General features: G+C 43.0%; 23 protein-coding genes and 1 other RNA gene. 14 read left to right on the top strand and 10 right to left on the bottom strand.

The features are described 5' to 3' along the window. Nucleotides 1–101: 101 nt before the first annotated feature. The 3 genes from buk to ytaF (GX348_06460) all read right to left on the bottom strand — a co-directional run bounded on the left by buk (nt 102) and on the right by ytaF (GX348_06460) (nt 2,600). The gene (gene buk, locus GX348_06470) at nt 102–1,169 is read right to left on the bottom strand and encodes a butyrate kinase (GenBank protein NLP41831.1); all 1,068 of its coding nucleotides are present in this window, start codon (nt 1,167–1,169) and stop codon (nt 102–104) included. A 138-nt stretch (nt 1,170–1,307) separates the two neighbouring features. Next, nucleotides 1,308–1,946, bottom strand: coding sequence for a sporulation membrane protein YtaF (gene ytaF, locus GX348_06465; protein ID NLP41830.1), 639 nt, complete (start codon nt 1,944–1,946; stop codon nt 1,308–1,310). A gap of 15 nt (nt 1,947–1,961) precedes the next feature. After that, nucleotides 1,962–2,600 (bottom strand): sporulation membrane protein YtaF, encoded by a 639-nt coding sequence (gene ytaF, locus GX348_06460; GenBank protein ID NLP41829.1) that lies wholly within the window; start codon nt 2,598–2,600, stop codon nt 1,962–1,964. A 227-nt stretch (nt 2,601–2,827) separates the two neighbouring features. Here ytaF (GX348_06460) and gyrA point away from each other — a divergent pair, with 227 nt between their 5' ends. The 5 genes from gyrA (at nt 2,828) to ssrS (ending at nt 9,183) form a co-directional block, all read left to right on the top strand. Next, nucleotides 2,828–5,260 (top strand): DNA gyrase subunit A, encoded by a 2,433-nt coding sequence (gene gyrA / locus GX348_06455; protein NLP41828.1) that lies wholly within the window; start codon nt 2,828–2,830, stop codon nt 5,258–5,260. A gap of 110 nt (nt 5,261–5,370) precedes the next feature. Next, nucleotides 5,371–6,432, top strand: coding sequence for an AbrB family transcriptional regulator (locus tag GX348_06450; GenBank protein NLP41827.1), 1,062 nt, complete (start codon nt 5,371–5,373; stop codon nt 6,430–6,432). Between the two features lie 14 nt (nt 6,433–6,446). Then, complete coding sequence (locus tag GX348_06445) at nt 6,447–7,214, top strand: SDR family oxidoreductase (protein NLP41826.1); 768 nt, start codon at nt 6,447–6,449, stop codon at nt 7,212–7,214. 225 nt (nt 7,215–7,439) lie between these two features. After that, nucleotides 7,440–8,876 (top strand): sodium:solute symporter family protein, encoded by a 1,437-nt coding sequence (locus GX348_06440; GenBank protein ID NLP41825.1) that lies wholly within the window; start codon nt 7,440–7,442, stop codon nt 8,874–8,876. A 131-nt stretch (nt 8,877–9,007) separates the two neighbouring features. After that, nucleotides 9,008–9,183: non-coding RNA, 6S RNA (gene ssrS / locus GX348_06435), on the top strand. Between the two features lie 85 nt (nt 9,184–9,268). On the opposite strand, the gene GX348_06430 is transcribed toward ssrS, so the two are convergent. Next, a complete protein-coding gene (locus tag GX348_06430) occupies nt 9,269–10,357 on the bottom strand; it encodes a hypothetical protein (GenBank protein NLP41824.1) in 1,089 nt (362 codons plus the stop codon). 110 nt (nt 10,358–10,467) lie between these two features. Beyond that, nucleotides 10,468–11,394 carry a LysR family transcriptional regulator gene (locus tag GX348_06425; protein ID NLP41823.1) on the bottom strand — a complete coding sequence of 309 codons (927 nt, stop codon included), beginning with the start codon at nt 11,392–11,394 and terminating at the stop codon, nt 10,468–10,470. 163 nt (nt 11,395–11,557) lie between these two features. Here GX348_06425 and GX348_06420 point away from each other — a divergent pair, with 163 nt between their 5' ends. Then, entirely contained in the window at nt 11,558–12,532 is a 975-nt protein-coding gene (locus GX348_06420; protein ID NLP41822.1) for a D-glycerate dehydrogenase, read from the top strand. Between the two features lie 117 nt (nt 12,533–12,649). Here GX348_06420 and GX348_06415 read toward each other — a convergent pair whose 3' ends face one another. Next, nucleotides 12,650–13,543 (bottom strand): diguanylate cyclase, encoded by an 894-nt coding sequence (locus GX348_06415; GenBank protein ID NLP41821.1) that lies wholly within the window; start codon nt 13,541–13,543, stop codon nt 12,650–12,652. 274 nt (nt 13,544–13,817) lie between these two features. On the opposite strand from GX348_06415, the gene GX348_06410 reads away from it, so the two are divergent. Then, nucleotides 13,818–15,116, top strand: a complete 1,299-nt coding sequence (locus tag GX348_06410; GenBank protein ID NLP41820.1) for an amino acid permease — start codon at nt 13,818–13,820, stop codon at nt 15,114–15,116. Nucleotides 15,117–15,197: 81 nt separating this feature from the next. Here GX348_06410 and GX348_06405 read toward each other — a convergent pair whose 3' ends face one another. Further along, a complete protein-coding gene (locus GX348_06405; GenBank protein NLP41819.1) occupies nt 15,198–15,602 on the bottom strand; it encodes a hypothetical protein in 405 nt (134 codons plus the stop codon). Nucleotides 15,603–15,756: 154 nt separating this feature from the next. Between GX348_06405 and GX348_06400 the strand changes: the two genes are divergently transcribed. From GX348_06400 to GX348_06385, 4 genes are all read left to right on the top strand, one after another. Then, entirely contained in the window at nt 15,757–15,957 is a 201-nt protein-coding gene (locus GX348_06400) for a hypothetical protein (GenBank protein ID NLP41818.1), read from the top strand. A gap of 203 nt (nt 15,958–16,160) precedes the next feature. Then, the gene (locus GX348_06395) at nt 16,161–17,303 is read left to right on the top strand and encodes a glycosyltransferase family 2 protein (GenBank protein ID NLP41817.1); all 1,143 of its coding nucleotides are present in this window, start codon (nt 16,161–16,163) and stop codon (nt 17,301–17,303) included. Nucleotides 17,304–17,315: 12 nt separating this feature from the next. Next, nucleotides 17,316–18,428, top strand: coding sequence for a hypothetical protein (locus GX348_06390; GenBank protein NLP41816.1), 1,113 nt, complete (start codon nt 17,316–17,318; stop codon nt 18,426–18,428). A 299-nt stretch (nt 18,429–18,727) separates the two neighbouring features. After that, nucleotides 18,728–18,937 (top strand): hypothetical protein, encoded by a 210-nt coding sequence (locus GX348_06385; protein ID NLP41815.1) that lies wholly within the window; start codon nt 18,728–18,730, stop codon nt 18,935–18,937. A 209-nt stretch (nt 18,938–19,146) separates the two neighbouring features. Here GX348_06385 and crcB read toward each other — a convergent pair whose 3' ends face one another. Then, nucleotides 19,147–19,521 (bottom strand): fluoride efflux transporter CrcB, encoded by a 375-nt coding sequence (crcB, locus tag GX348_06380; protein NLP41814.1) that lies wholly within the window; start codon nt 19,519–19,521, stop codon nt 19,147–19,149. 338 nt (nt 19,522–19,859) lie between these two features. On the opposite strand from crcB, the gene GX348_06375 reads away from it, so the two are divergent. After that, nucleotides 19,860–20,162: a spore coat protein gene (locus tag GX348_06375; GenBank protein ID NLP41813.1), complete on the top strand. Its 303-nt coding sequence runs from the start codon at nt 19,860–19,862 to the stop codon at nt 20,160–20,162. A 145-nt stretch (nt 20,163–20,307) separates the two neighbouring features. Next, on the top strand, nt 20,308–20,868 hold the full coding sequence (locus tag GX348_06370) for a hypothetical protein (GenBank protein ID NLP41812.1): 561 nt from the start codon (nt 20,308–20,310) through the stop codon (nt 20,866–20,868). Nucleotides 20,869–20,972: 104 nt separating this feature from the next. Here the strand turns inward: GX348_06370 and murI are convergent, their stop codons facing one another. Together murI and GX348_06360 are read right to left on the bottom strand one after the other, a co-directional pair. Continuing rightward, nucleotides 20,973–21,776 carry a glutamate racemase gene (gene murI, locus GX348_06365; protein NLP41811.1) on the bottom strand — a complete coding sequence of 268 codons (804 nt, stop codon included), beginning with the start codon at nt 21,774–21,776 and terminating at the stop codon, nt 20,973–20,975. 277 nt (nt 21,777–22,053) lie between these two features. After that, complete coding sequence (locus GX348_06360; protein ID NLP41810.1) at nt 22,054–22,269, bottom strand: hypothetical protein; 216 nt, start codon at nt 22,267–22,269, stop codon at nt 22,054–22,056. A 777-nt stretch (nt 22,270–23,046) separates the two neighbouring features. Here GX348_06360 and GX348_06355 point away from each other — a divergent pair. Further along, the coding region (locus tag GX348_06355; protein NLP41809.1) for a hypothetical protein at nt 23,047–23,936 on the top strand (890 nt) is incomplete at its 3' end.

Here is a 23,936-nt window from a genome sequence, read left to right as displayed (position 1 = left end):
CTTTCTGTTCCTTTAGAAATAATGTCGAACCATGTTGGCTAGAAATAATTTTTATAAATGATTTTGGCATATAAAAAGCGCCCGGCAAGGGCGCTACAGTCTTAATATTCTTTTGGCGTTTCTTCACCGGCTAGGACGCGGTAAGCTCCTTCGGCCAAGGCTTGCAGCTCATTTTCTCCGGGAATAATTACAACCGGAGCTAGGAAACCGATATACTCTTTTAACTTAGCAGTAAGATACTCCGAGTAGGCAATGCCGCCTGTCAGAATGATGTAGTCAACGTTGCCGCATACCGGCACGGCTGCCGCCGCAATATAGCGGGCAACTTGATAAATCATGGCTTGATAAACTTTTTCAGCCTCTTTATCACCGGCTTTTATCCGCTCTTCGACCTCCCGGGCGTCATTGGTGCTCAGGTGCGCCACCAATCCTCCTTTGCCGGCGATCCTTTTGGCAACATCAGCTTTAGTCAGCTTGTTATCGATTATAAGATCGGCGAATTGGCTCGCTGGCATAGTGCCGGCCCGCTCGGGTGAGAAGGGTCCTTCACCGTTAAGAGCATTATTAACATCAACGACGCGTCCTTGTTTATGGCAGCCGACCGAAATCCCGCCCCCAAGGTGGGCAATAATCAGATTAAGCTCTTCATAAGAGCGTTGTTGGCTTTTAGCAAAACGTTTTCCAACCGCCTTTTGATTCAAAGCATGAAATATGCTGCGGCGAGGTGTTTCTGGCCAGCCGGTGATGCGGGCAACCTCATCAAGTTCATCTACAACAACAGGATCCACAATGAAGGCTGGGCACCCTGCCCTTTCCGCAATCAAACTCGCCAAGATAGCGCCAAGATTGCTTGCATGCTGGCCGTATCGGCTATATTTAATATCGTCGAGCATCTTGGCATTTACAACATAAGTACCGCTTACCATAGGTCTGAACAGACCGCCTCGTCCGACTATCGCCGAAAAATCTTGCGGCAATAAGTTCTGTGATGCTAGAAACGCATTGATTTTTTCCAGTCGGTAATCAAGTTGATCAATTATGTTAGTAAAACCGGCGAGTTCCTCAACGCTATGACTAAGACTCTGGCTGAGCTGTTCAGCCGTATCATGGTATACAGCAATTTTAGTGGACGTAGAACCTGGATTAATCGCTAAAATTTTATAGGCCATGACAAAACCTCCATTGCGCAAGATATCTTTTAGCAGCCATTTATGTCAAAGACTGCCACTGACAAGTCTAGTATAATACATCTGGCGCAAGGGATAAAGGGAGAATAGCAATAGCTACTAAAAAATTAAACGGCTCGGTTAGCCCAGCCGCAATAATCCGATTAAGATTAAGATTGTTCCCGGTAAATATGGAAATCGCTTTTTTACCTGCTCCGGGACAAACCGTTTAGCTGAATAAAGTCCGGCACTAATAACAACCATCTGAATAGCCCCCATCACTAGTGGGGTAGCCGGTGGCAGCCAGCCCATCAGCGCTGCGGCAAATGCAGCCAGCATATTATCTAAGCCCAGCGCCAACCCAAGAAAAATCGATTCGAGCGGACTGATATTATTTGATTTATCGACGTCAGCTGTCTCAGGTTTGGCAACAATGCTGATAACCAACCGGCCCACTGAAAAACTTAGTTTGCGGGCGGTTACTTCTCCCACGGCCTGATATGATCGAACCTCCTTAGTCAAGTATTCCTGAAACAGGCTGAACAGCCCGAGCAGAATAAGCAGAACAGCCCCGCAGCTTATGGCGAGCTGGGTATTGATTATCGCGCCTAATACATTGGCCAGCGCCATGGCTGTTCCGGCGCAAACTGCCGTTACCAGACCTACAATTACCAATGATATCAGCGGCATCCGAATGCCTTTCATGCCATAAGCCATCCCGGCGACAAAACCATCCAAGCTCACCGCCAAGCCCAGCAGCACAACATAGAGAAAGGTCATTTCTCGCTGCCCCCTTTAGCCTAACCGTATCAAGCCCAAGATTATCAAAATTGCCCCCGGCAAATAAGGAAAGCGTTTTTTGAGGTTATCAGATATAAATCTGGCCGATGAATAGCAGCCACCGGTAACACAAACGGCATGGATAAGTCCTACCAACAGCGGTGTGTAGATTGGCAGCATGCCCATTAGAGCAGCACCAAAGGTCGCCACCATGGCGTCGAGACCGACTGCCAGGCCAAGAAACACGGCTTCCAGTGAATTAATATTGCCTTGGCGGTCAACATCGGCTGTTTCCGGCTTGGCCATTATGCTTACTACCAGCTGACCCAGGGAAAATGTAAGTTTGCGGACGGTCATCTCGCCTTCCAATTCATATGAAGGAACCTTTTTGATAAAATATTGCTGAAAAAGGCTCCATAGTCCCAGTGAAATAAGTAGCAGTGCCCCTAAGATTATGGCAAGCTGGGTGTTGATAAACTGCTCAAGGATATAGGCTGCTGCCATTGCAAAGGCGGTACCAATCATAGTCACAAAACCTACTATTACTACCGAAGTAAACGGCAGACGAATGTTCTTCAGACCGTAGGCCATTCCAGCTACAAAACCGTCAATACTGACAGCAAACGCTAAAATCAATACATAAAACAGATCCATCCTAAGTCAGCCCTCCTAGTTAAAAAACAGTTTCTTCGTTAATATATGGCTGAAGCATAGGAATGGTTACTGTCTACAAGCCTGGCATTATAATGAAGATAAGTAAGTAAAATGTGGCAAAATTGCAGGATTTTTATGTTTTTATAGGGAATTATATGTTATAATTAGAATTTAGCAATTGGATTTGTTTTTGACCTCTAATTCAAGTCAGTTTTCGAGGTGAGAATGTGGATTTTGGTTTAGGAAAAGTATTACCTGTACGCATTGAAGATGAGATGAAGAGTTCTTATATCGACTATGCCATGAGCGTTATCGTTATGAGAGCACTGCCAGACGTCAGGGACGGGCTAAAGCCTGTTCACCGCCGCATTTTGTATGCCATGCACGAAGCCGGCATGACACCTAATAAAGCGTACAAAAAATCAGCCCGTATTGTGGGTGAAGTGCTTGGTAAATATCACCCGCACGGAGACTCTTCAGTTTATGATGCCACAGTTCGTATGGCTCAGAATTTCTCAACCCGCTACTTATTAGTTGACGGGCACGGAAATTTCGGCTCAATTGACGGTGACTCGGCAGCAGCGATGCGTTATACCGAAGTACGGATGTCTCGCGTAGCCGAAGCTATGTTGTCCGACATTGAAAAAGACACTGTCGACTTTGTTCCCAACTATGATGAATCTTTAAAAGAACCAAAAGTATTGCCGTCAAAAATCCCCAACCTGCTTGTCAATGGCTCATCCGGCATTGCGGTAGGTATGGCAACTAACATCCCGCCCCATAACTTAGGCGAGGTTGTCGATGGCTTAGTCATGATGATTGATAATCCTGAAGTAACGATTACTGATCTCATGATGGCCATAAAAGGACCGGACTTTCCGACCGGTGGCCTTATTCTCGGCCGCGAAGGCATTAAGCAGGCTTATACCACCGGCCGCGGCGTTGTTAAAATGCGGGCCCAAGCTCAAATAGAAAAAATGTCAAACGGCAAAAATCGCATCTTGGTAACCGAGATTCCATACCAAGTAAACAAGGCCCGGCTTATTGAACGCATTGCTGACTTAGTCCGGGATAAATCTATTGATGGTATTACCGACCTTCGTGATGAGAGCGACCGCAAGGGTATGCGCATTGTCATCGAACTGCGCCGTGATGTCAACGCTGATGTTATTCTCAATCAATTGTATAAACATACTCAGCTCCAGGAAACCTTCGGCATTATCATGCTGGCGCTAGTTGACGGTCACCCCAGAATTCTGAGTCTACCTGAAGTACTTCATTACTATCTTGAACACCAAAAAGACGTAATTGTCAGACGCACTAAGTTTGAATTGGCAAAAGCCAAAGCCCGCGCTCATATCTTAGAGGGCCTCAAAATCGCCCTTGATCATATTGATGCGGTAATCACTACCATTAGAGAGTCTAAGACTGTCGATATTGCTCGGGCAGCCTTGATCGAGGGCTTTAATTTAAGCGAAAAACAGGCCCAAGCTATTTTGGACCTGCGCTTACAGCGCTTAACCGGCCTGGAACGAGCCAAAATCGAGGACGAATATCAAGAAATGCTTAAGACTATTGAATATCTGGAATCAGTTTTGGCTGATGAACGTAAGGTACTCAACATAATTAAAGAGGAGCTCCTGGAAGTCAAGCGCCGGTTCAGCGACGAACGCCGCACCGTTATTACTAGCGACGTTTCCAAATTGGAGCTTGAAGACCTGATCGCCGAAGAAGATATTGTTCTGACTTTAACCCATGACGGCTATATCAAACGCTTGCCCGTTGATACCTACCGCAACCAAAAACGCGGCGGTCGTGGTGTAACCGGTATGGGTACTAAGGAAGAAGACTTTGTTGAACATTTATTTGTTACAACTACCCACCACAACATCCTCTTCTTCACTAACCGCGGCCGGGTTTATCGTTTAAAAGCCTACGAAGTCCCTGAAGCCAGTCGGACGGCTCGCGGCACATCCATTGTTAATCTGCTGCCAATGGACAAAGAGAAAATTACCGCCGTTATTCCTGTCCGCGAATTTTCGGACAAACTATATCTGTTCATGGCAACTCAGAAAGGCATTGTCAAGAAAACTGAGCTGACCGAATATGATACTTCGCGCAAGGGCGGCTTAATTGCTATCTCGCTTGATGAAGATGATGATTTGATCGGCGTTAGAATGACCAATGGCCAAAAGAAAATCATCATGGGCACCAAGGACGGCTTGGCAATCATCTTCCCTGAGACCGACGTCCGTGTAATGGGCCGAGCGGCGCATGGTGTAATTGGCATCCGGCTTAACAAGGGCGATAAGGTCGTAGGCATGGACGCTATCACAAAAGACGGCGAAATCTTAAGCGTAACGGCTGAAGGCTATGGAAAACGCACCCCGGTCACCGATTACCGCCTGCAGAGCCGTGCCGGCAAAGGCATTATTAACACCAGGGTCACTGAAAAAACCGGTGAAGTTATCGGCCTGCGGCTTGTGCGTCCTAACCAGGAATTAATGCTCATTACCAGCGAAGGCATTGTCATCCGTACCGATATCAACGAAATCTCGGTGTTCGGCCGTAACGCTCAGGGCGTCAAGCTGATGCGCACCGATGAACAAGATAAAGTAGTTGCGCTGGCACTTGTTGAAGAAAAGAAAACCGACGATTAAAACCGCATTTGGAGAGACTGCCGTTGGCAGTCTCTTTGTTTTAGCCGGCAAAAGTAATATAATATACCTAACTTTAACAATGGAAGCTTTGCATTACAAGACAAGGGGTGTTGTACATACAAATTTTGGCGCTATTAACTACGCTTATTATATCGCTAACCGGCGGCTATTGTTTTTATCTGCTCAATGCTCCGCTCCCTTGGACGCTTGGCCCGCTTGTTGCTGTAAGTATTCTGACGGCTATCTGGAAAATACCGGCTTACTGGCCGGTAAGCATCCGCAATTTCGGCCTCATTATTCTCGGCTATATAATGGGCAGCTCGTTTACCTTAAACACTTTGCAGCAAATTGCCGTCCAACTGCCGGCCATGCTGGCAGCTACTGTCAGTACCGTTATATTCAGTTTGCTTATTGGCTATATTACTCATAAAAAGACCGGGATAAGCCTGGCCAGCAGTATACTGGGCAGTACCCCGGGCGGCATGACACAGATGGTTGTGCTAAGTGAGGAAGTACCTGACAGCAATACTACAGTCGTCACCTTTATTCAAACAATCCGCCTGCTGTCAGTCGTCTTTATTGTTCCCTTTCTGGCCGTCCACGGCCTGTCAGCCGGCTTGGGCTCTGAGGGACAAGGTGTATCATTCGGCAAACCGCTGCCTTATGCCGAAGTTATCTTTGCCTTTGCAGCTATCGCCAGTGCCCTTGCCGCAAACGCCCTAAACTTTCCTACAGCTTATCTCCTGGGCCCCGTCCTCAGCACCGCGGCGCTAGTCTTAGCCGGTTTACAGCCGCCGGCTGTACCGGCTCCTCTCGCAATCGCCGCTCAGTTGTTTTTTGGTACTTACTTAGGTGTAACTACTAAAATAGCCAATTTAGAAAACTGGAAGCAGCTGCTTCCCTACTCGATTGGCGGCGGCGTTGCAATTGTGCTATTTTCTTTGGGTATTGGGTATCTCTTAACCTTTTGGCATAATATCGATATTATCACTGCCTTTTTAGGTACAGCGCCCGGCGGTATGACCGAGATGGGGATTACAGCCATTAACGTCGGCGCCGATGTATCAATTATTACGGCTTATCAATTATTTCGCTTGTTATTTATGCTGCTTATCTTGCCGGTAGCGCTAAAATGGTGGTTTCATTCACGAAATGCTAAAGACAGCCATTGAAAAAGGGAGGCAATATGAAATACGATTTTAATAATAAAATTGTTTTAATTACCGGAGGAACGTCAGGCATTGGCCTCGCTGCAGCTAAACTGTTTTTGCAAGGCGGAGCGCATGTCCTGCTCAACGGTCGATCTTCGGCCAAAGGACAGCGAGCTATCGACGATTTAGCCGAATTCGCCGGCAAGGTAAGGTTTATAGCCGGAGACGTGAGTAAACCTGAAGATTGCCGAAAGATCGCAGCTCAGGCGGCACTATGGCATGGCCGGCTTGATATTGTTGTTAACTCAGCTGGTGTCTATCTTGAGAAGGCCATTACCGATACTTCAGTTAACGAATATGACGAGATTATAGACACTAATCTTAAAGGAACTTATTTTATCGCCAAGTATACCGTTCCGCATCTGCGCAAGCAGCAAAGTGCTGCGATTGTAAATGTTGCCTCCGATGCCGGTCTAAATGGCAATTTTTTATGTACCGCTTATTGCGCAGCCAAGGGTGCTGTAGTTACCTTTAGTAAAGCATTAGCACTCGAATTGGCGCCCTATAATATCCGGGTTAATTGTGTTTGCCCCGGTGATATTGAGACCCCAATGCTTGATAAACAACTGGCCGAGACTAAGGACATCGATGCCGCTCGGCGGGAGATGGCCTCGGTCTATCCCTTGGGCCGCATCGGCAGTGCAGATGAGGCCGCTCAGGTTATTTGTTTTTTAGCCTCGGATGCCGCATCCTTTGTCACCGGCGCCGCATGGACAGTCGATGGGGGTCTTACTGCCTGCTAATAACTTCCCCTGCCTTATTTTTATTGACAAACAACGACTGTCTTTGTTACGATAGGGTTGTAGAATTACAGCATGAGTCTGTAGTAGTAGCATGGCAGGATGGTAGAGGAAATAAGCACACTCCTGGCCGGAGTGTGTTTTTTATTATCTAAAATGCCCACCGCGATTGTGCGGATTTGGACTTATGCTGAATAATCGGATTGAAGAAAGGTAGGATGGTGTAAAATGTCCATTCAGTTTGGTATTGTTCTAACTTATATTGCCCTGTTATTCGGAATTAGCATTTATGCCAAGCGGAAGACCGCGGCAAAAAGCTCGGGCTTCTTATTTGCCGGACGCAAACTAAGTACAACCTTGGTAGCCGTAAACGTGGCCGGCTTGGCAATTGGCGCGGCATCAACAATTGGAGTTGCCGAAAACGCTTTTCAGGTAGGGATAGCAGCCGGCTGGTACAATGCAGCGTGGTCGGCCGGAGCCGTAATTATGGGTATGGCCGCAGCCAGCAAATACCGTGAGCTTAACTGTACCACAATCCCCGCATTATTTGAACGTTATTACGATAAAAAAGGCCGCATCATCAGTGTTATCGGCCTGATAACTATCCAGCTTGTCATTACGTCCATGCAATATTTAGCCGGCGGCGCAATTTTATCATCGCTGCTGCCCGATATCTTCAGCTTCACCGGCGGCATGCTTACCAGCGCCGTAGTTTTTATCGGCATTACGCTTATCGGCGGCCTTTGGTCGGCCGGACTTTCAAATATTATCAGTGTTGCTCTTATTTATTTCGGCGTTATTGTTGCGACTATTCTCAGCGTAAGCAACCAAGGCGGCATCGGAACCATAGCTGCCAGCTTACCGGCCGGTGATCACTGGTTCAGCGGTGTGGGCGGTTTGGGCTTAGCTACAATAATTGGCTGGTTTACCGTTATGATTACCCAAACTATTACAGCGCAGGGACCAGTGCAAATTGCCTGCGGCGCCCAAAGCGGCAAGGTAGCCAAAAAGGGCTTTTTATGGGGCGCGGTTATCATTTTCCCAATTGGCTTCTTATGTGCCATAATGGGTCTTGCCGCCAAAGTTGCTTACCCTGATATTACAGCCACTATGGCTTTACCCAAAATTATTATGAGCCTGGATCCGGTCATAGCGGGTATAACCTTGGCAGCGATGTGGGCAGCCGATGTTTCGACAGCATGTACGCTCCTCTTAGGCGCAGGTACACTGTTTTCCCAAGATATCTATAAACGCTTTATTAACCCAGCCGTATCCGATAGTAAATTTTTATTGGTTAACAGAGTGACCATCCTGGCACTGGGCGCCATAACCTTATGGTTTGCCTTTAACGCTGTCGGCATCCTCAAAACCCTGCTGATCGGCTTAAGCCTAACAACTGCCTTTACGGCCGTCTTTCTCTTTACCATGTTTGCCCCCGGCCTGTGCCGCCGCGGCTCGGCCTTTTATACTACCTTAGCCGGCATGGCAACATTATTAGCTTGGCAGCTCTTCCCTGAGATTCGGATTTTTGCGCATCCGATTTATCTTGAGTGGCTGGTTTGCTTAGCTGCTTTCTTCCTTGTTGCTGTATTTGACAGCCGCCCGATTGCCGTCGTTCACAACACTCCAGTCCCCGAAGGAGATGCTCAGATAAGCACACGTTAATATATTAGGCAATGAGTTTAAACCAGTATACAGCATGATAACAGAGCTATAGCTTATATAGTCCTACTTTTTCCAAGATAATTAGCCTTGAGCAAATACGGAGTCCATGATAAGATAATAATCGGAAAGACTTACACCTGCGGTGTTCGTCACCCTCACATATGTTCAACCGACTCATTTACTTGGGGAGTTTTATGCTGTACAGCTGTCATGCCGCCTTTGAGCGGAAGGCAAAAATACAGCCAGAACGCCCACCTGCTGGAAGGCGGGTTTGAACATACGGAGGAGACGGTACCTCGGGGGTGCTAATAAATTTTTTAAGGCTAGAACCAAACTAGGTTCTAGCCTTTTTGTTGTTCATTTTCAGATTTCAAACCCTGATACAAGTTTTTTTACTTAGCGTACCTTAATACCCGGGCCAAAGTCCTTTCCCACAAAGCTTGAATGCCATCAAAGTTCATATACGGCACATAATAGGCCTCAAGCTCGTCATGAAGCTTTTTCGAATAACTGAGATGTGCTACCGCCTTATTAAATAGCGTCCAGAACATTTCTCTGTCGTATTCAATAATCTTAGCATATTTAGCGGTGATTTCCGGGCGAAGACATGTATTCATATCAAGGACCATCTCAGCACCTTCAAGCGGTGTCGTATGCGGCCGGACTGATGTAGTAAGAGCGACGCCAAGCGACGGAATAACAAGATGCTCAATCTTTTCAGGGTCTAGCGGACAATAATAAGCCTCGGCATCTATGCCCTTTACTGTTGCGGTATCAATAACCTTTTGAAGCAGCGTCGCTTTTCCGGTGCCGGGATCACCGGTAATAACAAACCGCCGGGGTATAGAACCGACTACTGAATCAAGATAGTTGACCGGACCTTCCGGCGTAATTGCCGAGGCAAATAGTTTACGAACTTTGCCGTAGCCCAGTTTATCATTACCGCTAAAAATTCTTGCCAGTACAGCGCTGGCTTGTTTATTTGCCTTAACAAAATCCATGGCTTCATAGTTGGCAGCTTCCCAGTCATCGTAAAGCGATTTAGCCGCTTTCAAAACCCGGTAAGCCCGTTTAAAATTCTTGCCGATTTCAGCATTACAGGCAATAACCTTGGCTTTATTGGGTACCAACTTTTCCTCACTCCAGAAGTCGCCAAGATGAATAATTTCATCGACACAGCCGGGATTCTTCGGGTCAACGATATGCGGTGCCGTTCCATCAACAAAGGCCACGTTTAAGGCCGGAACCACTACACCATCAAGTGATTTATTATCACTTGAACAATGATGATATTCAACATCAAACCCTTTTGCATTCAACGCCGCGCCCATCTTTTTCATAAAGGTCGATTTACCGGTACCCGGCCCGCCCTTCAAAATAAAAAATCGGGTTGCACTGGGCGAGATTATATAGTCGTAATAAGAAAAGAAGCCTAGGGGTGTATTCCCGCCGGGAAACACATGCTTAACCTTGCCAGTCATTAAATAACAGCCTCCTCACCGTTGCCAGTTTCCGTATATGATATGACAGTCAGCGATTTTTGCTACTAAAACACAGGGAGACTGTATAATTAGCTGCGGCCGGGCTAATATTAATTTTGCTGCAGACGTTTTTGTACCGCCTCAGGCAGCTCGATATTGAGGAACGAGCTGGTGAATTTTAGCCACTCCCGGGCGGCAAATGAAAGGTACCTATCCTTTTTCCAGATTACAGCCAGCTGGAGATACACTGCCGGTTCATTTAAAGGTATGGCTTTAATCCTGGATTGATCAAGTTCCTGACAAATCTTACGGGGCAAGAGCGCTATGCCTAAGCCGGCAGCAACAGCCTCAGTCATGAAGTCGCGCTGCGAACTTCCGCATACAACCCTGGGTTGGAAACCGCTTTTTATACAGCGGGCTACAATATGATCGTGCAGACTAAAATCATTTCGATACAGAACAAACGGTTCTTCTTTTAGGTCAGCAAAATCAATCTGCTGACGGTCGGCAAAACGGTGCTCCGGATGGACAATCAGCATAAGCGGATCCTTGATACAAGAAAACATATCGAATCTGTCTCCCTTAGCCGGAAGATTGCAGACTACGCCAATATCCAGCGAACCATCCTCGACCCCGCGTTCAACCATCTTTGATCCAACTTCAATCAATTCCAGGCTAATATTCGGGTAAACCTTATTAAATTCGCCAATTACCCGCGGGAATATGCTAGAACTGGCAATAGGAGGCAAACCGATGCGAATATTGCCCTTTTTAATATTCATTACATCAGCGAGCTCTAAGGTTAAATTCTGAAAGGCTGACAAAACGTGCTGGGCCTGACTGTAAACCGCCCGGCCGGCATCGGTAAGCTCGATCTGCTTGGCAGCTCGGGAAAATAACGTAACACCCAGCTCTTCTTCTAGGGTTTTTACCATTTTGCTAATGGTCGGCTGCGTAATATGCAGCACTTCGGCAGCCTTAGTAAAGCTCCGGTGCCGGGCAACTTCACAGAAATATTCCAAGTGCCTTATGTCCATCTAATCCCTCCTACATGTATAGATATAATGAATAATAAGAATTCTAAATATGTATTTTACCTATATTATATTATGAGTTAGAATATAGGTGTAATCAGGAAGTTAAGATACTAAATAGATTCCCAGGCTTACGCAAGCCTGCGGCGAAAAGGAGTGTAGCGAAATGAAACAAAAAGTATTTATCTCCGGCATGATTCCAAGCGTTGCCTATGATATGCTTTCTAAAGAATTTGATGTTACCATGCATAACGATTTACGCCTGTTGACTAAAGAGGAAATAATCAATGGCGTTAAAAACAGCGACGCCCTCTTAAGCTTACTGTCTGATAATATTGATGCTGATATCATTCAGGCAGCGCCTAATCTTAAAATTATTGCCAACTATGGCGCAGGCTTCAACAATATTGACCTGAAGGCTGCAACAGCACGCAAAATACCGGTTACCAATACACCGGCAGTGTCAACAAATGCGACTGCCGAACTAACCTTTGGTTTACTCTTGGCCATAGCCCGCCGGATTGTTGAGGGAGATCAGGTTACAAGATCCGGAAACTTTACCGGCTGGGCGCCTCTTTATTACCTTGGAACTGAAGTCAGCGGTAAAACCCTCGGCGTTATCGGTATGGGTAATATTGGCCGGGCTGTTGCCAAACGCGCCAGAGGATTTGATATGAAAATAATTTATTATGATAAGTTTCGCCAAAGCCCCGAAGTGGAAAAGGAATTGGGGTTAGAATTTATGACGCAGGAAGAAGTTATCAAAAATGCTGACTTCCTGACATTGCATGCTAACTATAGCCCGGAACTTCACCATATGATTGGTGAAAAAGAGCTGGCCATGATGAAACCTTCAGCGTACCTTATAAGTGCTGCTCGCGGTCAAATGGTTGACGAAAAAGCCTTGTTAAAAGCCCTGCAGAACAACACAATTAAAGGCGCTGCGCTGGACGTATATGAGTTTGAACCGGCAATTACGCCAGGTTTAGAAAAGCTTGATAATGTTGTATTATGCCCGCATTTAGGCAATGCTACTGTGGAAACCCGTGACGCTATGGCTCAGATTGCGGCCCAAAACATTATTTCGGTCCTTAAGGGCGGAAAACCGCAAAGCTGCGTAAATCAGGAAATTTACAGTTAAATTAGCTAATTCCCCATATTCTATAGACTTCCTTCTTAAAAACATTCCCTGACCAACCGACAGGGAATGCTTTTCTTTTAGTAACCAAAAACGCGCGATATCATCGCGCGTTTTTGATTACTTTTGCGACCGGCAATTTTTGATTGCCATTAATTCATTATCTGCCACCCGAATAAGTTTGTCCAAGTCATCGTCTTCAACAATAAAGCCCTTAGCCTTTCCGATACTGACAGTGCATAATACCTTTCCCTGATTATACATTATTGGGGTTGATGCAACTATATCGGCAATTCGTTTAGCAACGACCTCAAGCTCGGCACAATCAGGATTGGTAAGAATAACAACAAATTCATCACCGCCATAACGAAACACCTTGTCACGCCGCCTTAACGACGAACTAATAAACTTAGCAATCATCTGCAGAACTATATCTCCGCCTTCATGGCCATAACGTTCGTTTATTCCCTTGAATCGATCAACGTCAATTACCAGCAAGCCGATTTTACAACCTATCAGACGCGGTAAGCAGACATTATACAAGTAAGCCCTGTTATAAGCGCCGGTCAAATAATCGCGATAGGCCTGCTGGCTAAGATTACGGATTATATTATTAATTCTGCTCTGCAGTTTATTATTGCGGGTAATATCAGTATTATGAGACAACAGATAGCGACGCCCGTTTATTTCAATTAGTTTAGCAATGACTTCAACCGGAAACTGCCGTCCGTTTTTGCGTTTATGGATTGTCAATATGCGCTGCGATAGAGGGGCCTTTTTTATAATCTTCTGGAAATACTTAGTTTGCTTGGTTTGATTATCAGCGCTGATTTGACTGATCGGCATCCCGATAAACTCCTCCTGGCTGTAGCCATAGGTGGTTTCGCAAGCTTTATTAGCGTATACAATCAAACCAGTATTCAAGTCAGTTAATAGCAAACAATCATGAGTTAAATCAAGAATTTCGCTATAAAACAAAGCCGAAGACGGAATGTTTGAATTTCCATTATTCATATCTCACCCTCCTAGGCTCATTCTAAAGATATCTTCTCTATTTAGAAATTAATTCCTTTTAAATTATAGTCGACCACGATACTTTATTTTAAAATAATTATTTGCCGTTACCCAAACCTAGCTCTCTTAAAATTGGAACTATATAGAACTGTATACTGAAATCCTTGGAGACAAACAATAAGCTAAGACTTGTTTATTATTTGACCGCTGGACTGACCACATATAAAGGCGGGATTTAGTGGGACATAAATTTAACAAAACTGATTTTATTGTAATGGCTTTGGGTAATATTGTGGGCTCAGGCATCTTTTTGGCGAGCAGCGCCGTAATCAGTTCGGCTGGAGCCTGGGCACCGCTGGCATACCTTCTAGGCGGCCTTATTATGATGATGGAAGTTTCCTTTATCATCGAGATGTCAATTGCCAAACCTGTGCCGGGCGCTTTTAAGGCTCACGCCCAGGAAATTTTCGGCGAATGGTGGGGCTTTGTCAATGGCTGGATGTTTTGGACTAGCGCCGTACTTGGCATGTCCAGTGAGATTACAGCCTGCGCGATTTTCACCAGACTATGGCTGCCGGATGTTCCGCTCTGGCTGCTAAGCCTGTTTTTTGCTATCCTAATCACAATTATTAACCTTAATGATTTAAAAGGCCTGAGTAAAGCTGAAGTCGTTTTGGCGGCCACTAAAATATCGGCTATTGTCATATTCGTTATTGTGGGCGGACTTGTCGTCTTAGGCTTTCCGATTGGCGGCGTTTCAGCCAATCTCCAACAATACAGTGCTGCTCTCTCTGCCCCGTTGGAAGGGGTTAGCGGTCTTTTGGGAGCAATGCTGATAGTTTTATATGCCTATACCGGTACTGGCATAATCGGCTTAGCGGCAACTGAGACTCACCAGGCTGAAAAAGCGGTCCCCTCTGCTACCAGGTTTGTGACTGTAACGGTCGTCGGCCTTTACTCCCTAGCTGTTTTTTTGATCATTGCGCTGCTGCCGGCCGAATCGCTCCGTCCTGATACCAGTCCGTTTGTGTCGATTTTAAATATTTTTAAAATACCCTATGCCGGCAGTGTCTTAAACTTTATCCTGCTTACCGCCGCATTATCCTCGCTTAATTCGCAAGTATATTCTGCCTCACGGATGCTTTTTTCCATGGCCAAGAGCAACCAAGCTCCTAAAGCAGTCGGCAGGCAGAATGCCAAAGGCGTCCCGGTGGCCGCAGTCTGGATGAGCGGCCTGGTTCTTTTGTTGACCGCTCTAATGTCCTATATCCTCCCGGAAAAGCTGTATCTATACACCATCTGCGCCAGCGGTGTCTTAGCCTTAGTCAACTGGCTTAGCGTTTCAGCAACCCATTATTTCTTCCGTAAAAAGCTTTTGGCTGAGCACCCAGAGAAACTTAAATACAAAGCTCCCTTTTATCCTTATCTTTCTTGGATCTGCTTTTTCTCGGTCTTAATGGCACTCTTATCGGCACCGCTTTATCCCGACCAAATTCCCGGCCTCTACTCCGGCAGCATTCTGCTGCTGCTTATCAGTATTGTGTATTTCTTTATTCCCCGTAAAAACAAATAGCATCTAAAGTAACAAGGCGCGGTATCCCGCGCCTTGTTTTCACATCGTTTGTATTATCCGTCACCCCAAATCTGATAGGGTCTAACCGGCAAATTCTAAGTATTTTGGAATTTGGAGCTCCTCAAGCATATCATAACTTGAGGCAAGACTGTCACCAGAATTCTCCACACATTTGCCATCGATAAATAGATAGGCTTTTGCTGATGTTCTTAATTTTTTCTGGCGAAAGAAATCAATTATTTGACTGCCCTTAATTATCATTTCTTCAGACAAATTACTTTTAGCCGTCAGATAGCCGTGACTTAACAACCCGTCAAAAACATCACTGGTTAAATCTGACTTAATGTCTATTCCCTTTATAATTGTTAAGGCAACGTCCATCTGATCGCAGGTTTCAGCGTCCAGCACCTCGACTAGCAGAAATACGCTGCCTTTAGATAAAGGTGCGACTAGCTCCTCCAACGAAACAGCCTGACTTTCAAGCACCTGTAACAAGCTCCTTTTTGTTATGTTTTTCGACTTCCCTCTTGTATTGTTTTCCTGCCATAATCGTTGTATGCTAGTAAGATTATCCAAGGAAGAAACATTTGCTATAGTTTTTAGCGCTGTTTTTAGACACACTATGTTTGGAGGTGTATTTATGGGCGATAAAAATGAGCAACATAACCCTTCATCATATGCCGAGCTAATACTTTTTAACACTGATTCAGCCGATACTGAATCTGACCAACAACAACTAAAGGAGCCGAAAAGATTAATTCCCGGGATGTTTTCCAGTATATCTGATGCTGAATTAATAACACAAAGATTAACTGCCGAACTTGTTGAAACTGATGAATAAAAGTGTTTAAGCCGTGAAGAACGGCTTTTTTTTACAACTCATTTCTCTTATTAGTGAATAGTTGTATATATTTCCAATCAGCGCCTGTTTTTTATTAATGTAAAGTTGGCATAATAAGTTCAGCCGTGCCTGAGGTTACGGCTGTATTTAGCCATGTGATGCTCGCTTAATAATTAGGCGCTGAAAGGGATGAAGCAGAAATAATGCACTTAAGTATAGTCATACCTACCTATAATGAAAAAGATAATGTCAGTAAAATAACCAGTAAAATACGGACAATTTTAGCTAATGAATCCCATTCTTATGAAATTCTATTTGTCGATGACAGCTGTGATAATACGCCTAAGGTACTTGAGCAACTGTCTAGGCTTTATCCTGAGGTAAGATATATTCATCGTACTGCCGAAAGAGGTCTGGCATCGGCTGTTGTGCAAGGATTCAAACATTCCCAAGGAGATTATATCATCGTAATGGATTCCGATCTTCAGCACCCTCCCGAATTAATTCCGTTAATATTAAAACGCTTGTCCCAAGCTGATATTGTAATACCAAGTCGGTTTATAGCCGGAGGCTCAGATGGCGGTCTTAATTGGCTTAGAAAGTTTATTTCGTGGACGGCGCGTACTATTGGCCGATTTTCAATTACACGGCTGCGGGCTATCTCCGACTGTACCAGCGGCTATTTTGGCCTTAAACGGCAAGTTATAACAACAGCTGACCTAAATCCAATCGGGTGGAAAATCCTCATGGAAGTACTAGTCAAGGGCAGTTACCGATCTGTGCATGAAATTCCGTATTCATTTGTTGCCCGGGATGCTGGTGAATCCAAAATGGATTTTAAAGAGCAATTAAACTACTTGAAACATATTGGTAAATTAATCAGCAGCAGCCCTGAAGATCGGCGCTTTTTCGCATTTTGCTTTATTGGCTTATTAGGGGTACTTGTTAATATTGCCGCTTTGGCAGTTTTGCTTAATATGTTTCAACTTGATGAATTATCAGGCTCGATAGGAGCCTCACTGCTGGCCATGTTCCATAATTTTATTTGGAATGACAATGTAACTTGGAAAGAACGAGGTCAGCCGGTATGGTGGAAGCGGATGATACGCTTGCCGATGTTTATGGCTATCTGCGGCTTGGGAATTGCGCTTACCGCATTTTTTGCCCAGATCTTCGTCTGGCAGCATTGGAATATATATTGGGGTCAGTTAACAGGTATCATCGTTGCTACCGGTTGGACATATACAGCCAATAACCGTTGGACCTGGCCCAATTCTAAAACCGATAAAGCAATTAATCATGGCCAGCTAGTTGTAACACAGGAATACGCAAGCAAATTGTCTTAATCGAGGTGTCATATGAAGGAACGGGGTTTATCGGCAAGGACGGTTGTACTGCCGTTTTTACTCCACACAGCTATCGTTATTACAGCCTATTTTTTAGCCGACTTTCTACCTAAACACTATCCGGCAGGATTTATTAATCCTGCTCTGCCAATAAATCCTGCAGGCGTTATCGATAAGTTAATAAAATGGGATGCTCATTGGTATACCTACATTGTCGATTATGGTTATGACAAGCAAAGTATTGTATTTTTTCCTGCTCTCGTTATATTTATTAAATTATTAACCCTTTTAAATATAAGCACACCATTAGCCGGCTTAATAGTATGCAATATCTTCTCATTACTGAGTTTTTGGGCCATGGGAGCAGTACTGCGCCTTGATTTTTCCGAAAAAAAGACTTTTTTAGCCTTATTAGCATACTCGATAATGCCCACATCATTTTTTTTAAACAGCATTTATACCGAACCTTTGTTTATTACATTTGCCTTAACCTGCGTTTATTTTGCCCGCCAGAAAAAATGGTGGCTGTCAGGGATCTTTGCGGCTTTAGCAACGCTAACCCGTAATATTGGAATCGTTCTGGTTATCTTTTTATATATTGAGCTCAGAAACAGTAATTCACGGCGTTCAAAATTGCCGCTTATTTTGCCCCCTTTTGCTTTGCTTGGTTTCATGTTGTACAATTTCTTGCTAACCGGAGATATGCTGGCCTTTTACCACACTCAGCAGTTATGGGGACGTCAATTCGGCTTACCTTGGAGCAGTTTTGCCAATAATATAAGCATAATCTTCGCTGGCTGGCCGTTAGTTGAACCAGGAACAATTATTGATTCTTTTATAGTCACGTTAGCTTTAGCGGCTCTGCTGTTCTTAACTTTTAGTCCAAACTATAAAATCAGATTCTCTTATCTCATAGTTGGCTGGCTGTGGTTTTTAATTCCCCTATTCTCAACATCGCCTTACTTTCCGCTGTATAGCCTTGCCCGTTTCGTCCTGGTAATCTTTCCGCTCTACATATTTTTAGCCCAGACATCGAAAACTGCTTTTCACAGCTATTTTACTGCTGCTTCACTTACCCTGCTAATTTGTGCCAGCCTATTCATGAACTGGTATTGGATTGGTTAATAAAGTTACAAAGTCTTGGTCATCGGATAAAAGTACGATTGATTGAATAAACTTTATTTTTCCTGGCCATAATATCCTTAAATTAATTTAAGGAGCATTTCTTTTTAATGACATATACAGTTTGTGAAATCTGCGCAATCGAACAATATTGTTTTCCCCAGCTAAGCTCGGGGGACGATCAGTTAATAAAAACAGCAGTCTGTCCCGACTGCCTGAACAAGCTATATCATAGCCAAAATTTAAACCGCTATTAGGCGGTTTTTACATTTATCCAGAAATACTTCGTAAGGAGGTTTACAATGGCTAAAAAACAAAAAGTGGTTAATGTTGTATATCACTATGCCAAAAATTCGCTTATTGCGACTAATCAGGCCGAACTTAACTCCACGTTAGATGAGGGCTGGCAATTTAAAAGCGCCGCTCCTAACTACGCGGCGCATAATCCTTATATGCTGAACACAGCCTATCTTGGAATGTCATATATCTTTGAAAAACAAGATTTACAGTAAAAGCAGCTCGCTTGAGCTGCTTTTACATTTATTGCTAGACTGATTATCAAATTCATAATATTATGATAATAAAAGACCAAGGAGTTGTTAATATGATGGACTCAAAGAACCCGATTACTAACAGTGCTAAAATTGCTATCAGCATGGGTTTTGTTACTATTGGCATAGTATTAGCCGTCATATTGCTGTCCTTAATTTTTCACCACTGATTATACCGCCCGAGCAATAGCTATTCCAAGCCAAGTTGCCAACAGCCCAGCAGCAACACTTATTAGGATATTATAGGCGGCATATAATAGGGCTCCCTCATTTATAAGCGTGATTGTTTCATAACTGAAGGACGAAAAAGTCGTAAGCCCGCCAAGGAAACCTACCGTTATTAACAGTCGCCAATAGGGATTTACAATAATACGATCAGTTACCAACTGCATAAATAAACCGATTACAAAGCATCCTGCCAAATTTACGATAAGCGTACCATAAGGAAATTCACTGCCAAATCTTTGGTCCGCCCAGTCTGAAGCAAGGTATCTAGTCACTGCCCCGATGCCGCCGCCAAGAGCAACAAGGAGTATCTTTTCCAACAAGTTCACCTCTGTAGAATTATAGCTTATTTTAATCCTTGATAAACTATTTTATTTTAAGTATAACATACCTCGCTATGTAAAATGCTAGTACAGAAGCCAACTATTCGCAGGAGGTATGGAAATGAACTTAACTACCCGGGAACTACTCTACCTAGAAGACTTAACTAAACTATTTGAGTCGATTAATAAAAACTGCAGTCGCGGCATGCAGTCGACCAACGATCCTCAGGTCAAATCCCTATTACAGGGACTCGCTCAGGATCATCAGCAATGGATGGAATCTATATCGTCAATAGTCACCAGTAACGGTAACTTACAATAAGGGGGATTAACTTATGGCACAGCAAAAACAACAAACTCAAGATATGGAGTTAATTGGAACTCTTATATATCAACTAAAAATGGAATCCTCATCAATATGTACTGCTATTCTTGAAAGCGCCAATGATAATGTTAGGATGCAGCTCACACAAATCCTAAACAAAAGCCTGCAAAATCAAAAATCGGTATTTGACCTTATGAGTCAGAAGGGCTGGTATAAAACCGAAGCTGCTCCAGCTGAACAATACCAGCGTATTCAGCAAAGTTTCGTCACAATGCAGCAGCAACAGCAGCAGGCTCAAAGTCAAATGCAATAATCCGCCAAGGAATCTGAATTGTCTTTTTAGACAATTCAGATTCTTTTTTGTTAAAATCTCCAGTTAAAAGTTTGTTATATTTACCTAGGATTATGTTATTTAAACCTCACATACTAAAGTTAAATAAGCAAAGGAGGGAAAAATCTTGGGAAAAAATGCCGCAAAACGCAAGCAGCTGCGTCGCAAATATAAGCGTCACGCTGCGGCCTTAATGGGCGCAGCAATCATGACAGGGGCTGCTTTAACCGGTCTACCCGTTACAAAAGCTATGGCCGCTGAATCTCCGACAACCCGACCTCCTATAAAAACCGAACAAGCCGTAAAGGTTACAAAGGATACTCGCCCGCCAGGCCATGGCTGGCACCAGCATAAGTACAGCTGGCCGAGCGCTGATGAAAATCAGGCTTGGTATCAGGACGGAAAAATTTATTACCGCAGTGACAGCCGTCACGATAGGTATGATAGACATCACCACCACTACCTGCATGAATATGGGTATCGCTTTAACAATCCGGTTAATTACGTAAAATATACTGCTGCGACCTATGGTTTCGACTCTACACGTGATACTTTTACCCTGCTTACTGTCAATAGCAAACGAGCTCTTGTAGAAGTCCGCAAAAATGATACCGGAAAGCTCTTTAATGTTCTGCTCGAACGAACTTATGACCGTGACTGGAATATTGTTAATGTACGCGCTCTATAAACTTGGAGATGTTCAAGAATGAAAGCAAGAAGCAGGTTTTGAGGATATCTCAAAACCTGCTTCTTTTGTATGTAATAAAGCTATTATTCAAATCCCTAACCTATCTAAGCTGTATGTTTTGATACGTCAATACAAGCAAATTCACACTTATTAATATCAATAATTCTATCAGCTATCCGTTTAGCCCGCTCAATATCGGCTGAAAAATATAATTTATTATAGCCTGGCCCGGTTGATTTTAATAAGTTTTCCTTTTCCAGATAGGCTTTTGTATTTTGTGCGGTCTCCTCGGCAGGATCAAAAATTTTGACCTTTCCCATTACCTCACCAATAACCGGCGTTAGTAGCGGGTAATGAGTACACGCCAGAACGACTGTATCTACATCAGCCTTTACAAGCGGAGTTAAATATTCCTGGGCAGCTCGTTCAACCTCAGCTCCGTCGAAATTCTCATTTTCCACTAACGGCGCAAATTCCGGACAAGCCTTTGGAAATATCTCAACCTCCTCACTCAATGCCATGAATTCCGCAAGATGACGGCCACTGCGAATGGTCGCTTCGGTTGCAATTACTCCAATTCGTTTATTAGTGCTAGCGGCCATTGCGCTATGAGCAACTTTACTCATCCCGATAATTTGAAATGGATATTGTTTGTGTAACTTATCTAACAAAACAGTAATGGTATTGCATGCTGCCACAGCTACTTTTACTTTATTAACTGCCATGAAGTCTAAAATTTCATGTATAAAAGCGATTATTTCTCCATCAGTCCTCGAACCATACGGATTACGTTTAGTATCGCCAAAATAAATAATATCTTCATTAGGCAGAGCACTTCTTAGCTGCTTAAAAACAGTAAGGCCGCCAACCCCAGAATCAAAAACACCAATCGGCAGGTTACAGTCCATAACTCAACCCCCATCTAGATAGCAACATTTTTTCAAATCAATAACTGCTAATACCTTAAATAGTTTGATTACCTAAATTCTATTACCAATTGGGATTTCCTTCCTGTGATTCTGTATTATTATAACTACAGTAATTGCAAACAATATCCATTTTATTTTAGTTACCTAGCGTGTCTAATTCCATAACCTTATTAAAAAAAGATTGACATCTCTCTCTTTATATTAGCGAGAAGGCGGAAGCTATTTTATTCTTTCTTTAGACTTAGTTTAAAGGCTTTTATTTATTAAACTGTTTCGTTATAGCTAAGGTTTCATTTTTTGTATCGAATGCTAAGGCATTATCTAAAGAATGTTGGGCATTCTCCAAAAGAATCCTCCTAACTTTAGTTAGGTCTCGTGGCTTTATGCATCCACTCAAAACTAATCCTTCTGTTGACATGCTTATAGTTTCAGCAATTAAATCTCTAATGGCTTGTACTAATTCTTTACTCATTCCATTTACCTACTCCCTCTTCCTTCCACCTCCTCGCTTAATTAGATTATATAAATATTGGAAACAGTTAGTTGTAAAACTGTGACTGATTAGGTAGACACTTACGAAATAATTGTGTTAAACGTCGTTGTTGTAACAATAATAAGTTTTTTTAAAATAATAAAGGACACGCTTTTAATCGTGTCCTTTATTGCACATAATGTGAGAATATTTGCGGGAGAATGTAGGGTTCAATAAAGTCTTGCATTAGCCTAACGGTAGATTATAGATTTAGGACTTAAAATAAAGTTAGCATTGATATATAATCAATATCAGTTTTGATTACGTTGTACAGAGAATATCTAACTTACTAGAAGTTATCTTATTATCTTAGAGAAATTGTTAGCATAGAAAAGGAGTGGTAACAATTTACAGACGCCTTTTTCAATAGGATATCATTAAGGTACATTATGGGGTAAATAATATCGAAAATGAGTTTTTATCAGCAACATTAGATTTAGATAATTGCCCTAAGAGTCACGACTTAGCGGGCTCTGGCATACCAGATAAGTAATGCAAGGTTGTATACCATAGAGCACCACGTGATAAAAATGAATTTCGAAATTAACTTTTGCTTTAGATCATTTAAAACCAAATTCTAGATTTATAATTTACTCTAAAACAGGGATATCTCATCCCTATTTTTCTTTTTATGCAGGTTTTTCAATTACTATATCTAATTAATTAAATATCCATTATTTAGCATTAATTTGTATTATTTATTTACTGGAGGACTTTATGAACGATTATTGCCTTGAATCAGCACATCAAAGAATTTATAACACAATAACTAAAAATCAATTTTCTGAAGTAATAAAAAGCTATAACTCTCAAAACTACCGTTCAGCGACAGTTATGCTATGGAGCGTCGTAGTTTGTGACCTAGTCTATAAGCTTCAAGAGCTTGAGACAGTATATAAGGATCCTGGTGCTGCCTCGATACTTGAATATATTAAGTCAGAGCAAGAGTCTAAACCAACTTCATCCGAATGGGAAATGGAGATATTTAAAAGGGCAAATAAATCTACCGGATTGATTTCATTAAAACTGCAGGCTGACCTAGAGTATATGCAGAAAAACAGACATTGCTGTGCTCACCCCGTTATGACTTCCGAATATAAATTGTATACACCTTCTAAAGATCTAGTTAGATCTTTTATACGTTTAGCTTTGGAGGAACTACTAACAAAATCCCCCATAATGCATACGAAGTCTTTTAATTCTTTCTTGGCTGATGCTAATTCTATTTATCCTCAAATGGAATACGAACAAAAACGCTACTTCAGGTACTTAGATAATAAGTACTTCTCACGCTTAGATCGCGTAGGTATACAATATTACTTTAAGACCTTATGGAAATTTGTCTTTACTCTTGAAAACGAGCAGTGTGATTTACATCGTTATAATAATTATTTGATATTGCTACATCTTTTTGCCGAAAATCGAGAGCTTTTAACTACTATTATTCAAGAAGAACAACATCATTTTAGTAATATTAGTAACAATGATCCAATCAAGAAGCTTCTTGTTGATTTTTTAAGCAAACATACTCACGTCTTTAAGCTATTGAATGATACCGCTAAGGTTCAAATAGAAACATGTTCAAATACCTATGCTAGTTGCCTAAT

The sequence above is a fragment of the Veillonellaceae bacterium genome, assembly GCA_012523975.1.
In the GTDB taxonomy this organism is placed as follows: domain Bacteria; phylum Bacillota; class Negativicutes; order JAAYSF01; family JAAYSF01; genus JAAYSF01.
Note: the sequence above shows the minus strand (reverse complement) of the source record. Positions and strands in the feature narration are given on the sequence as shown.

Coding starts and splice junctions, on each gene's coding strand:
- buk (NLP41831.1), bottom strand. CDS start 1,169: ATGGCCTATAAAATTTTAGCGATTAATCCAGGTTCTACGTCCACTAAA.
- ytaF (NLP41830.1), bottom strand. CDS start 1,946: ATGACCTTTCTCTATGTTGTGCTGCTGGGCTTGGCGGTGAGCTTGGAT.
- ytaF (NLP41829.1), bottom strand. CDS start 2,600: ATGGATCTGTTTTATGTATTGATTTTAGCGTTTGCTGTCAGTATTGAC.
- GX348_06445 (NLP41826.1), top strand. CDS start 6,447: ATGAAATACGATTTTAATAATAAAATTGTTTTAATTACCGGAGGAACG.
- GX348_06440 (NLP41825.1), top strand. CDS start 7,440: ATGTCCATTCAGTTTGGTATTGTTCTAACTTATATTGCCCTGTTATTC.
- GX348_06430 (NLP41824.1), bottom strand. CDS start 10,357: ATGACTGGCAAGGTTAAGCATGTGTTTCCCGGCGGGAATACACCCCTA.
- GX348_06425 (NLP41823.1), bottom strand. CDS start 11,394: ATGGACATAAGGCACTTGGAATATTTCTGTGAAGTTGCCCGGCACCGG.
- GX348_06420 (NLP41822.1), top strand. CDS start 11,558: ATGAAACAAAAAGTATTTATCTCCGGCATGATTCCAAGCGTTGCCTAT.
- GX348_06415 (NLP41821.1), bottom strand. CDS start 13,543: ATGAATAATGGAAATTCAAACATTCCGTCTTCGGCTTTGTTTTATAGC.
- GX348_06410 (NLP41820.1), top strand. CDS start 13,818: ATGGCTTTGGGTAATATTGTGGGCTCAGGCATCTTTTTGGCGAGCAGC.
- GX348_06400 (NLP41818.1), top strand. CDS start 15,757: ATGGGCGATAAAAATGAGCAACATAACCCTTCATCATATGCCGAGCTA.
- GX348_06395 (NLP41817.1), top strand. CDS start 16,161: ATGCACTTAAGTATAGTCATACCTACCTATAATGAAAAAGATAATGTC.
- GX348_06390 (NLP41816.1), top strand. CDS start 17,316: ATGAAGGAACGGGGTTTATCGGCAAGGACGGTTGTACTGCCGTTTTTA.
- GX348_06385 (NLP41815.1), top strand. CDS start 18,728: ATGGCTAAAAAACAAAAAGTGGTTAATGTTGTATATCACTATGCCAAA.
- GX348_06375 (NLP41813.1), top strand. CDS start 19,860: ATGGCACAGCAAAAACAACAAACTCAAGATATGGAGTTAATTGGAACT.
- murI (NLP41811.1), bottom strand. CDS start 21,776: ATGGACTGTAACCTGCCGATTGGTGTTTTTGATTCTGGGGTTGGCGGC.
- GX348_06360 (NLP41810.1), bottom strand. CDS start 22,269: ATGAGTAAAGAATTAGTACAAGCCATTAGAGATTTAATTGCTGAAACT.